The organism is Mycobacterium sp. NPDC003323 (assembly GCF_053589535.1).
In genome coordinates, this window is sequence record NZ_JBSFSB010000008.1 from 1 (window position 1) to 11,897 (window position 11,897).

Consider the following 11,897-nt stretch of genomic DNA (forward strand, 5'->3'; position numbering starts at 1 on the left):
CCAGTACCTGCGGCCCTCCCCGCGCCATCATCCCGTCGAGCGCTGGGTGCGCCCCGAGGAGTTCGTCGAGCATTCCGAGTACGCCACCAGCATCGACTTCCTCGGGGTACTGGCCGGACCGTTGGTGCGTTCCTCCTACCGCGCCGGCAAGCTGTACGCCGAGGCCGCACGGGTCAGAGCCGCCGCCGGCGCATAGCTGCGTGCGTGGCCGCCGGCCGCTGATCGACGGATCGCAATTTCCTGCTTCGAAACCATTCCTGGATACCGTGAAGACGGTGCCTGCATCATGGTGCAATGGCGGGACCGCTGCTGGGGACAGGCGGTGAGAGGGAGGGTTCGTGCGGCGTACCGGTCTGCCCGCCGGCATGGCGAGCTGGTGGCGTCAGCCGGATCGGTATGACTTCGTGGTCCAACTGGTCGAGTCCAGCGGGTACGGACGGCTCACCCGGCTGGGGGTCGCGGCAGCGTGCATGGCGATCGGCGCGTGGCCGATCCTGATGATCGTCGGCGGGCAGGGGGTCACCGGATTCGCCACCCAGATCGTGACCGCCGTCTGCGGCGCGATCGCACTCGTCCTGGGTTGTTGGTGGCTGATCGCCTGGCCGACCCACCGGCAATCGAAGATCATCGTGGTGATCCTCAACGCCAGCATCGCGGTGAACAGCGTGCTGTACGTGCTCGAAAACAAGCCCGCCACCATCACATTGGCGTTCGCGCTGACCGCCAGTTATGTGGCGTGTGTGCACACCCTGCCCCATTTGACGGTGGTGCTGATCCTGGCGATCATCCCGATCGGCCTGCGCATGGTGACGGCGGGGCTGACCGGGGACGGCGCCGACGGCCTGGCCGACGGGATGCTGCGGCTGGCATCGGTCATCGTCGTGCCGATGTCGATTCGCATACTGGTCCAGCTGCTCGGCGACGCGGCCGTCGAATCCGATATCGATCCACTGACGGGTCTGGCCAATCGGCGCGGTCTGGTCCGCGCCGTCCGACAGCTCGCCAACAACTCCGAGGGACGGACGTCCTTCTGCCTGACGATGCTCGACATCGACGACTTCAAGACCATCAACGACACGCGCGGCCACGCCACCGGCGATCATGTGCTGATCACCCTGGCTCAGACCCTGCGCCGGGTATGCCCGGACGATGCGGTGATCGCGCGCATCGGTGGCGAGGAGTTCGCCATGGTGACGCTCTGCGACGTCACGGATGCCGAACGCATCGCCCAGCGGCTCAGGGCCGAGTTCGTCTCCGCCCGCACGGAGTTCACCGCCAGTTTCAGTATCGCCGCCGGTGTGACGCCGGGAGCCTCCGTCGATGCGATCGCCCTGACGGATCGGCTGCTGGCCGACGCGGACAAGGCCTTGTACGCAGCCAAGTGGGCCGGCGGAGATCGTGTCGAGGTGTTCAGCCCAGCCGGCTGACGCGCTGCCACTCCCGGGCCGCCACCAGCTCGGGCACCAGGGTTTCGGTGAGCAATCGGACGTCGTCGACATCGTCGCCGGGATAACGCACCGAGGTGACGGCGGTGGGCACTGCACCGCCGACGCCGACGACACGCGTGTGGCGCGGACCGGTCCACTCGGCCATCTGCGCCTCCCATTTCGAGCCGGCGAAGACCAACATCCGCAGATCGGTGTTCTTGGTGCGATAGACGTCGACGTGGCTCCAGTCGCCGCTCTCGCAACCGATGGCCGACCGGCGTGGACCCTCCCGCAACATCAGGGCGCCCTGCTGGGCCGAGGACAGCCGGTGCGCCGGGGCGCACAGATGTGTCTCGTCCGGACCGAGCAGGTGCTCGGAGATCTCGGGGCGCCAGTCGTCCTCGGTGGACAGCAGCGTGTCGGTGGCGCGCGCCGCAGCGTCGATGGACGCCACGAGATCCGTGGCGGGCGCGCCGGTCACCTGGCATTCCAGCGCCAGTAGCAGCGCCAGGGTGTGCTGATAGCTGCGGCAGGCCACGCCGCCTGCCTCGGGCTCGGCGGCCAGATCGACGGTGGCATCGCAGCGTGCGGTGATCGCGGAGTCGACGGTGTTGGTGAGGGCCACCGTGCTTGCCGCGGGGTCCAGACGATCCAGCGCGTCCAGCGTCTCGACCGATCCGCCCGATGCCGAGGTCGCCACCACCAGGGTGTCGGGTCCCCACACGGGTAGCAACTCCGAGGATGCGATCTCGGACACCGCGCAGACGCCCCGCGCACGCAGGCGTGCCGCGGCCACACCGCCGGCGTAGGCCGAGGAGCCCATGCCCAGAAAGACGATGCGCGCCGGCGTGTCCGGCACCACCGTCGACCACGGGTTGTGCCGGGCCAGGGACCCGGCCAGCGTGGCGAGCACGTCGGGTTTGCGGGCCAGGTCGGCGGCGAAGGCGTCGGGGTTCATCGGCTCATCTCATCCAGGAGGGCGGGTAACGCCGCATCGGGTACGTACATCCAGCGCGGCAGGTGACGTCCGGCATAGACGATCTCGCGGAGCACCTGCTGCAGGCGCAGCGCGGTCAGACCTTGGGCGACATGCAGATCGGCATGCCCGGTCTCGGTCAGCCGGCACAGGTATGCCTCGTACAGCGCGTCGCGGGCGACCGTCTCGACCGGGCGGAGAGTCTCCGGTCCGAGTTCGCTGCGGTGGGCGGCGACGATGGCGACATGCGACAGTGACTGCAGGATGCCGGCGAGATCCACCGCGGCCGGCACCGGCAGCATCCGCTCGGTCGGTGGCAGCACGGGGTTGCCGTCGAAATCGGTGATCACCAGCGTTTCCCCGGACCGCAGCAGCTGCCCGACGTGCAGATCGCCGTGCGCCTCGATGACCGGGGTGCCGGCCAGATCGCCCAGTGTGCGCAGCGTCGCGGTGATGGTCTCGGCACGGTCGGTCAGCAGGTCGGCGGTCACGGGAGCGGCCAGTTCGCGCGCCGCGGTCAGCGTCGCGAACGCGTTGTCGCGCCAGCGTTCCGCGTCGGTGACCGTCGCCGTGCCGGTCGTGGCGGCCAGCGCGGCATGCAGATCCGCGACCACCTCGCCCAGCGTCGCGCAGATGCGTGCGATCGGTGTGCGGTCACCGGTGCGGGCGGCGGTCTTGAACAGATCCACCGCCCAGGTCCACCCGTCGACGGCGCCGGGCAGGTAGCCGGTGACGGTCGCCACCAGCGTCTCGGTCCCGCCGTCGGGGGTCCAGGTGACGATGCCCCACGGGGTGGGCATCGCGGTGAAACCGGCCGCGGTCAGCACGGTCAGTCGACGCGGCGCCGGATGCGGACCGCTGTCCAGATGCGTCGACCACTTCACCACCGCGGTATCTCCGACGATCACCGATTCGTTGGTCTGATCGACGGTCACCGGCCGCTCGCCGTCGGGTGTGCGGCCGGTGGCCCAGGAGACCACCTCGAACCGTCCCTGGGTCGCCCGGCCGGGCGTGCCGACGATCAACCCGAGCAGCGCCTCGGCGGCGCCGTCGCCGGCCGTTGCCCGCCACCATCTGTCCCCGTCGGTGATGGCCGGGACCGCCGAAAGCGTTCCGTCCCGGTCGACGATGGCAAGCGCGTGCCGATCCCCGAGCACCAGCAGATCCACCGGGTGCGCGAGCGGATCGGTCGTATCGGATTCCACGGCTCAGGCGCGGTGCGCGCGGCCGACGCGTTCGATGACATCGGCGGCGAGTTTCAGACCGTCCCGCTCCCGGATCTTCGCGCCGATCTCGGCGACCCGTTGCCGCATGTCGTCATCGGCGAGAATGCGGTCCAGCGCGCCGGTCAGCTCGGCGTCGGCGAAGTGATAGGTGTCCAGTCGCACGCCGAGGCCGAGTTCGTCGATGCGCTGGGCGTTCTCGTACTGGTCCCAGAACAACGGCAGCACGATCAGTGGCTTCCCGAAGTGCAGTGACTCGGTGGTGGTGTTGTTGCCGCCGTGGGAGATGACGGCGTCGACCAGCGGGATGATCCTGGTCTGCGGCAGCATCTGCGCGCCGACCATGTTCTCGGCCAACGTGATCCGGTCGGCCTGGGGCCCCTTGCTGACGATGAAGCGGTGCGGTGTGCGGCCGAGCACATCGACGAGTCGTTGCATCAGCGCGACATCGGCGGCACCCAGCGACCCGAGCGACAGGTAGACCAGGGCGCTGCCGGCCGGACGATCGGCCATCGCGGCGGGAAGTTCGTACTCCTCGTCGGTCTCCCGGATGCTGGAGTCGACGCGCGTCCAGGAATCGTCGAGGGTGCGGCGGTCGGTGTAATCGGCCTCGGCGGGGTAGATGTAGATGGTGGCGGCATTGTCACGCGGCATGAACTCCAGCTCGGGCAGCGCCGGTGCGCCCTGCGCCCGGACCCATCCGTCGAAGTCCTCCCACATCGGGCGGAGCACGCGGTCGAACTCGGCTCGGTACCCGTCCCAGCCGGACCGGTCGTCACTGGGCAGACCCGAAAACGGCGGTGGCACATCGGGTCCCGGTACCTCCAGCGGACTGCAGGAGATGAAGCGCACGAACGGTTTGCCCGCGGTGGTCAATGCGGGGAACAGGATGACATTGTCCTCGACGATGACGTCCGGTTGATGTTCGGCGATGATCTGACGCAGTCGCGGCTCGCAGTACTTGGCGCCGTCGATGAGTGCCTGGAAGGTCGGCGCGATGAACGTCTCGAGCTGCTCGATGGTCGGCTTGGCGAACTCGGGTGCGGTCTCGGAAATGAAATCGGTCCAGAACTGCCCGGCGTCGGCGTCGGCGTCATCGGCGCCGGGTTCGGCGAGATCGACCAGTTCCTCGATGAACCCGTATCGGGCGATCTTTCCGGCCCAGGAGGATTCGGCGGCGAACACGATGCGGTGACCACGTTCACGCAGCTTGGCGGCGACGCCGATGCACTGATTGGTCGGACCGTAGGCCGACTCCGGCCAGAACATGATCGTCAGGGCTTCACTCATCGTTTCTTCCTTTCACCATGCTCCGTGCGTGGCAACCGGTGACCGGTCGCCACCCGTGCGTAGTCGAGGATCAGTTCGGTCGATGCGTCGGCATCGAGGCTGGGGTGGCGTGCCACCATGCGATACCCGTAGGCATCTTCGAGCGCGACGATATTGCGGGCGATGCTCAGCGACGGCGATGCCAAGGTGAAGACGCCCTGTGCGGCACCGGATTCCAGGATCACCTGATACATGGCCACCTGCCGGTCGAACAGTGCGGTCAGCAGCACGCCGTAGGTCGGATAGCGGCCCGCGGCACCACCCAGTTCGCACAACAGCTTCACCGCCGGATCGTCGGAATCCACCGGGAGCCCGGATTCGATGGTGACGACAAGTCGGCGGTCGGGTTCGGAGATGCCCTCGATGGCGCGCAACCGATCGTCGTAGAAGCGTTCCATCCCGGCGCGATTGGCCTCGACCAGCAGCGTCTGCACATCGGGGAAGTGGTAGAGGACCGCGCCGGAGGTCAGGCCCGCCTCGGCGGCCACCTGGTTGAGTTGCACATCGGCGCCATGCTTCATCACCGCGCGCTGAGCGGCGTTCAGCAGGTTTGCGCGCCGTTCCGTGCGGCTGACGGGCACCGGGCATCCTCCTTCCGTCATGTCGTGCCTCACTGTGCCAGATCGTGCGACCATCTGGTTGAAAAACTTGAACAGTTACTCAGGTTTTACATCGACAATCGCCGCTACATGCGCTTATATGAGGCGCGATAGTTGAAACTACATGCAACTATTGCCCATCAGCCGTCACCGACACCGGAGCACCCCATGAGACCCGCCGATGAACTACGCGATGCCGAGCCGCGGCCGGTCTGGTGGGACGGGGCGGCGACGGGGCCGCGCACCGAGCCGCTGACCGGACGCGCCCGCGCCGATCTGGTCATCGTCGGCGCCGGCTACACCGGACTGTGGGCGGCCATCGAAGCGCTCACCGAGGACCCTGACCGCCGTGTCGTGGTGCTCGAGCAGGACTGGGTGGGCTCGGGCGCCTCGGGACGCAACGGTGGTTTCGTCTCCGAATCGCTGACCCGCGGTGTCGCGCACGGTGAGGCGATGTGGTCCGACGAACTCGACGAACTGCAACGCCTGGGCCGGGAGAACGTCGCGCAGATCGCCGAATTCGTGCACCGCCACGGTATCGACGCCGATCTGCGACTGGTCGGCAAGACCACCTTGGCCAGGACCCCGCACGACTACGAGTCGCTGCGCAGGGCCGTACAAACCTATGAACGCCGCGGGGAAGAGGTGTCGTTTCTGGGCCGCGACGAGATCCGCGCCGACATCCACTCGCCGGCCTTCCTCGGCGGACTACGCATCATGCGCGGCGGCCTGATCGATCCGATGGCGCTCACGCTCGGACTGCGCCGCGTCGCAGAACAGCTGGGTGCCAACATCTTCGAGGGATCGCCGGCGACCGGGATCGCACGGTGCGGTACTGCCCTGGTCGTGCGCAGTCCGCACGGCGAGGTCGAGACCGCCCGGGTACTCCTCGCGTCCAATGCCTACCGGCCGCTGCTGCGCCGGTTACGCGCCTGGATCCTGCCGGTCTACGACTATGTGCTGGCCACCGCACCGTTGACCGCCGCGCAACGGGAGTCCATCGGTTGGGCGCAGAACCAGGGTCTCACCGACGCCGGCAACCAGTTCCACTATTTCCGCAGAACCCGCGACGACCGGATCCTCTGGGGCGGCTACGACGCCATCTACCACTTCGGCAACGCCGTCGACGCGAAGCTGGAACTGCGGAACGCCTCGCATCGCCGGCTGGCACAACACTTCCGGGAGACCTTCCCGCAACTGGCCGATGTGCCGTTCACCCATCGCTGGGGCGGGGTCATCGACACCACCACCCGCTTCACCCCGATCTTCGGCACCGCATTCGGCGGACGGCTGTCCTACGCGGTGGGATTCACCGGATTGGGTGTCGCCTCGACCCGATTCGGTGCCCGCGTCGCCCTCGACCTGCTGGCCGGACGGGTCACCGAGCGGACCAGGTTGAAGGCAGCCACCGGTGCCGCCGTGCCCTTCCCGCCCGAGCCACTGCGCTGGCCGGCGGTGGAACTGACCCGCGCGGCGCTGGCACGCGAGGACGAAACCGGCCGCAGGGGACTGCTCTTGCGCGCCATGGACCGATTCGGTGTGGGCTTCAACAGCTGAGGAGACAGTCATGACCGCAGGACGATTCCACCGGGGCCGGCGCGTCCCGGGCTCCGGTGGCGAGCGGATGCTGGTGGACCCGTCCAACGGACAGCCGAGCGCCACCGTCACCGAGGCGTCCGTCGCCGAGGCGACACAGGCCGTCGGTGCGGCGGCCGAGGCATTCGCGGCATGGTCGGGGCACACCGCCGGTGAACGCGCCCGTGTACTGCTGCGGTGGGCAGACCTCATCGACGACCATGCCGACGAACTCACCGCCATCGAGGTCGCCGAGACGGGCAAGCCGGTGCCGGTCTTCCGGGATGGCGAATTACCCTTCGGCACCGACAATCTGCGCTTCTTCGCCGGCGCGGGACGTTCACTCGACGAGACCGGCGCCGGTGTGCTCAGTCAGGGTTATACGTCCATGATCGTGCGCCGAGCGGTGGGCCCGGTGGTGGGCATCGCGCCGTGGAACTTCCCGATGATCATGGGGCTGTGGAAGATCGGGCCGGCGCTGGCCGCCGGCAACACCATGGTGATCAAGCCGGCCCCCGGCACACCGACCAGTACGCTGCGCATCGCCGAACTCGCCGTCGAGGCCGGCATCCCGCCCGGAGTCCTGGAGGTCGTCACCGGTGGTGACGAAATCGGGCAAGCGCTGGTGTCCGACGAACGGGTGCAATTGATCTCGATCACCGGATCGACGCGCGCCGGGCGTCAGGTGATGTCGGCGGCCGCAGTTCGGGGGGCTCGGGTGCACCTCGAACTGGGCGGCAAGGCACCGTGCCTGGTGTTCGCCGACGCCGATCTCGACGCCACTGCACACGGTATCGCGATGGGGGCGACGTACAACTCAGGACAGGACTGCACGGCCGCCACTCGGGTATACGCCCACGAATCGGTGTACGACCAGCTGGTCGAGCGGATCACGGTGGCCTTCAAGCGGATTCGCGTCGGTGACCCACACGATTCGGCCACCGATATCGGACCGCTGATCAGCGTCGAGCACCGCGCCGCGGTGCACGGTTTCGTCGAGCGGGCCGTCGCCGCGGGTGCGGCAGTGCGCTGCGGCGGGATGCTGCCGACCGGTGACGGCGCGTACTATCCGCCCACCTTGATCACCGGTGCCGCGCAGGCGAGCGAGATCGTGCAGGACGAGGTGTTCGGGCCGGTGCTGGTGGCGCTGCCGTTCGGCGATGAGTCCGAGGCCATCGGTCTGGCCAACGATTGCCGCTACGGCCTGGCGTCCTCGGTGTGGACCACCGATGTGGCCCGTGCACTGCGCGTCGCGCATGCCATCGATGCCGGTGTCACCTGGGTCAACGACCATCTGCCGATCGCCTCGGAGGCACCGCACGGCGGCGTCAAGGCCAGCGGGTTCGGCAAGGACATGAGTCAGACGGCAGTCGCCGAATACACAGTGGCACGACACATCATGGTCAAACACGCACCGCGCGCCGCGCACGACTCGTTTCGCCCCTCCTGACCGTCAGGGCAGGGCGTAGTCCATCGGCGGGCCGTTCAGGTTCGTCGCCTCCCGGTGCACGACGGTCGTGGCCACCTTGTCCCCACCGCGGGCCACGCCGATGATCGACACCTCGTCGTTCACCGAGAAGGCAGTGGACGTACCGCCGATCTGGCTTCCGGCCGCGGTGATGCCGTGCGTCTGACCGTCGATGAGAAATGTACGGGCCACGCCGTCGGCGCCCATCGCGGTCAGCGACGTGGGTGAGACCGCGATCAACCGACCCTCCTGCATCACCGGTTGCACCGCGTTCACCACGGGGCTCGGGGCGGGTTCATGTGGACGGGCCGACTCTTGCGAGCCGACCAAGTTCATCACGAGCGCGGTCACCACGGCAGCGAACGCCACGGCGAAGGAGATCGTCAGGCTGATCGTCGTGCTGTACGGCGTACGCCGCGCGTGCTTTCCGGTTCGCATGTCCTTGACCTCCTTCGGTTGACGCACCGGTTACCCGGTGCCGGGTCGGGAGTAAACGCGCCGCGGCTGGGTAGTCCTGCGCCATGGCAAAGATCGGATACTTCCTCTCGTGTGAACAGTTCACCCCCAAAGAGCTCGTTGACCAGGCCAAACGGGCTGAGGATGCGGGTTTCGACGCACTCTGGATCTCAGACCACTTCCATCCATGGAACGACGAACAGGGGCAGAGTCCGTTCGTTTGGGGCATCATCGGCGCCCTGTCGGAGGCCACCTCGCTGCCGGTGTCGACCGCGGTGACCTGCCCGACCATCCGGATACATCCCGCGATCATCGCCCAGGCGGCTGCGACCGCCGCGGTCCAGCTGGAGGGCAAGTTCATCCTGGGCGTCGGCAGCGGCGAGGCGCTCAACGAGCATGTCCTCGGTGACCCGTGGCCGTCGGTCGGTGTCCGTCAGGAGATGCTCGAGGAGTCTGTCGACGTCATCCGTCTGCTGCTGCGCGGTGACGAGGTGAGCCATCACGGGCTGCACTACGAAGTGCAGGAGGCGCGTATCTACACCCGTCCGGAACAGCCGCTGCCGATCTATGTCTCCGGCTTCGGCCCGCAGGGCGCCGAACTCGCCGGCCGGATCGGTGATGGCTATGTGCTGGTCACCCCCGAGGCCGAGTTGGTCAAGAAGTTCCGCGAGTCCGGCGGCGGCGACAAGCCGGTGCAGGCCGGCACCAAGGTGTGCTGGGATGCCGACGCCGATGCCGCGGTCGACACCGCGCACCGGATCTGGGGCAATCAGGGCCTGCCCGGCCAGACCGCCCAGATCCTGCCGCGGCCGAAGGATTTCGCCGCGCTGCAGCAGCTGGTGCCCAAGCAGGACATCGCCGACTCGGTGGCCTGCGGACCGGATGTGGACAAGCATGTGGCCCAGGTCCGGCAGTACCTCGACGCCGATATCGACGAGGTGTACGTCTCGCAGATGGGCCCGGACATGGACGGGTTCTTCGCGGCTTGGCAACGCGACGTGCTGCCGCAGCTGCGCTAGCGCCATGCCCGCGGACCTTGCCGACCGCCTCCTCGATGTCAAACGGATCTACCTGGAACCCGATATCGAGCGATTTTCGCGTGCCCGTGAGGTTTTGGACCGCTTCTCCGATGCCGAGCGCATCGAGGTGCCGTCGCATCAGGGGATCCCTGGACTCTACGGCAACGCCGGCAACGTCGAGGACTGGGTGCGGATCAAGCAGGAAGTGCTGGTGCTGGGGGAGAAGAAGAGCCTGTCCGCGCGCCGCAACGAACGCTCCAGCGACTGGATAGCACCGTCGACCGCCAACGGTTGCGCCATGGCGTGCTCGTATTGCTATGTGCCGCGGCGCAAGGGCTACGCCAACCCCATCACCGTCTTCGCCAACATCGAGAAGATCTTGGGATACCTGGAGCGGCACGCGGCACGGCAGGGGCCCAAAACCGTGCCCAATCAATGCGATCCGGTCGACTGGGTCTACGACGTCGGTGAGAACAGTGACTGTTCCGTCGACGATCTGGTGTCCGACAACGTGCGGGATCTGGTGGAACTGTTCGCCCGCCTGCCCAACGCCAAGGCCAGCTTCGCCACCAAACTGGTGAACCGCCGGCTGCTCGAGTACGAGCCCCGCGGCGGCACCCGGGTGCGGTTCAGTGTGATGCCGGCGGCGACATCAAAACTGGTCGACGTGCGCACCTCCAAGATCGCCGAGAGGATAGCCGCCATCGACGATTTCGTCGATGCCGGGTATGAGGTGCACCTGAACTTCAGTCCGGTCGTCGTGCACGAGAACTGGCTCGCGGACTGGGCCGAGTTGCTGGAGCAGATCGCCGACGGCACCAATGAGCGGACCAAGTCCCAGCTCGCCGCCGAGGTGATCTTCCTGACGCACAACGAGGCGCTGCACCAGGTCAACATGGGCTGGCATCCGAAAGCCGAAGAGCTGCTGTGGCGTCCCGATCTGCAGCAGTCCAAACGCAGCCAGAGCGGTCAGTGGAATGTGCGCTACAAGACCGCGTGGAAGGGGCGGTGGGTGGCCCAGCTCACCGACCTGATCGGCGAGAAGCTGCCGAGCTGCCGGATCCGGTACGCGTTCTGATCGGAGGCCTCAGGTGGGCGGCCGCTGCGGGCCCACACCGATGGTGATGCGTGGTGCGGCGGCCGGGTCCAGCCATTCGACCAGTGTGCGCATGTCATCCCGATCGATCGCGATACAGCCCCAGGTCGGCTCGCCATCGGTGACGTGGACGAAGATGCCCGCCGAATGCCCCGGAATCCGCTGCGGGTTGTGGTCGACCAACACGGCATAGTCGTAGATGACACCCGAGCGCCCCAGGTTCTCGGCGTCATCGGACGGCTTGGTCGCCGAGCGCACCATGGTGTTGTAGGTCGCGGAATCGACGTCCTCATCCCACCAGTCGTTGCCGTCCACGCGGGTGTAGGGCAACGCGGTGCCGGGATTCGGTTCGCGCCCGAACGCCGGGCCCAAGGGGAAGGTGCCGACCGGCGTGCGGAAGACGTCATCCTGCGGTTCGCCGACCCCCAACTCGCCGAGATCGGCAGGGGTGGGACCGAGCACGGTCCGCCACTCGGCGCCGCTGCTGCGCTCATAGGCGGTCAGCGTGCCGACGGCCGAATCCGCTTGCGGCGCCGACACCATGATCAGTTGCTCACCGGCGAGCGCCTGCGGCGCGGAATCGCTGCATCCGGCCGCCGACATGCCGACGAGCAGTGACGTCCCACCCGTGAGAACGCGCGTATACCAGCTGGGCATCGGCGACCATCCCTTTCCCCGCACCGGCGTCGGTGGATGCTCCACAGTAACCACCGCGCCGACGGTCCGTGC

General features: G+C 67.6%; 11 protein-coding genes and 1 pseudogene. 6 read left to right on the forward strand and 6 right to left on the reverse strand.

Annotated features, from left to right (window positions below):
* Window positions 1-196: pseudogene (locus tag ACWDUN_RS18530) on the forward strand (lipoyl synthase); the annotation flags it as partial.
* A 142-nt stretch (window positions 197-338) separates the two neighbouring features.
* Window positions 339-1,427, forward strand: a complete 1,089-nt coding sequence (locus ACWDUN_RS18535; RefSeq protein ID WP_449931172.1) for a GGDEF domain-containing protein — start codon at window positions 339-341, stop codon at window positions 1,425-1,427.
* On the opposite strand, the gene ACWDUN_RS18540 is transcribed toward ACWDUN_RS18535, so the two are convergent.
* From ACWDUN_RS18540 to ACWDUN_RS18555, 4 genes are read right to left on the reverse strand one after another with little or no spacing between them, the layout of a single operon-like run.
* Window positions 1,411-2,385 (reverse strand): SIS domain-containing protein, encoded by a 975-nt coding sequence (locus ACWDUN_RS18540; RefSeq protein WP_449931174.1) that lies wholly within the window; start codon window positions 2,383-2,385, stop codon window positions 1,411-1,413. The two genes, ACWDUN_RS18535 and ACWDUN_RS18540, sit on opposite strands and share 17 nt — an antisense overlap.
* A complete protein-coding gene (locus ACWDUN_RS18545; RefSeq protein ID WP_449931176.1) occupies window positions 2,382-3,608 on the reverse strand; it encodes a glucosamine kinase in 1,227 nt (408 codons plus the stop codon). Before ACWDUN_RS18545 ends, ACWDUN_RS18540 begins: the two co-directional genes overlap by 4 nt.
* A gap of 3 nt (window positions 3,609-3,611) precedes the next feature.
* Entirely contained in the window at window positions 3,612-4,916 is a 1,305-nt protein-coding gene (locus ACWDUN_RS18550; RefSeq protein ID WP_449931178.1) for a glycosyltransferase, read from the reverse strand.
* Window positions 4,913-5,536, reverse strand: coding sequence for a TetR/AcrR family transcriptional regulator (locus ACWDUN_RS18555; protein WP_449931180.1), 624 nt, complete (start codon window positions 5,534-5,536; stop codon window positions 4,913-4,915). The genes ACWDUN_RS18550 and ACWDUN_RS18555 overlap by 4 nt, the downstream gene beginning before the upstream one ends.
* 186 nt (window positions 5,537-5,722) lie before the next feature.
* Here ACWDUN_RS18555 and ACWDUN_RS18560 point away from each other — a divergent pair, with 186 nt between their 5' ends.
* Window positions 5,723-7,111 carry an NAD(P)/FAD-dependent oxidoreductase gene (locus ACWDUN_RS18560; protein ID WP_449931182.1) on the forward strand — a complete coding sequence of 463 codons (1,389 nt, stop codon included), beginning with the start codon at window positions 5,723-5,725 and terminating at the stop codon, window positions 7,109-7,111.
* A 10-nt stretch (window positions 7,112-7,121) separates the two neighbouring features.
* Complete coding sequence (locus tag ACWDUN_RS18565; RefSeq protein WP_449931184.1) at window positions 7,122-8,579, forward strand: aldehyde dehydrogenase family protein; 1,458 nt, start codon at window positions 7,122-7,124, stop codon at window positions 8,577-8,579.
* A 3-nt stretch (window positions 8,580-8,582) separates the two neighbouring features.
* Here ACWDUN_RS18565 and ACWDUN_RS18570 read toward each other — a convergent pair whose 3' ends face one another.
* Window positions 8,583-9,035: a hypothetical protein gene (locus ACWDUN_RS18570; protein WP_449931185.1), complete on the reverse strand. Its 453-nt coding sequence runs from the start codon at window positions 9,033-9,035 to the stop codon at window positions 8,583-8,585.
* Window positions 9,036-9,118: 83 nt separating this feature from the next.
* Here ACWDUN_RS18570 and ACWDUN_RS18575 point away from each other — a divergent pair, with 83 nt between their 5' ends.
* Both ACWDUN_RS18575 and ACWDUN_RS18580 read left to right on the forward strand, forming a co-directional pair.
* Window positions 9,119-10,072 carry a TIGR03557 family F420-dependent LLM class oxidoreductase gene (locus ACWDUN_RS18575; protein WP_449931187.1) on the forward strand — a complete coding sequence of 318 codons (954 nt, stop codon included), beginning with the start codon at window positions 9,119-9,121 and terminating at the stop codon, window positions 10,070-10,072.
* Between the two features lie 4 nt (window positions 10,073-10,076).
* Window positions 10,077-11,150 (forward strand): spore photoproduct lyase family protein, encoded by a 1,074-nt coding sequence (locus ACWDUN_RS18580; protein ID WP_449931189.1) that lies wholly within the window; start codon window positions 10,077-10,079, stop codon window positions 11,148-11,150.
* Between the two features lie 9 nt (window positions 11,151-11,159).
* Here ACWDUN_RS18580 and ACWDUN_RS18585 read toward each other — a convergent pair whose 3' ends face one another.
* Window positions 11,160-11,825: a L,D-transpeptidase family protein gene (locus ACWDUN_RS18585; protein ID WP_449931191.1), complete on the reverse strand. Its 666-nt coding sequence runs from the start codon at window positions 11,823-11,825 to the stop codon at window positions 11,160-11,162.
* Window positions 11,826-11,897 lie beyond the last annotated feature (72 nt).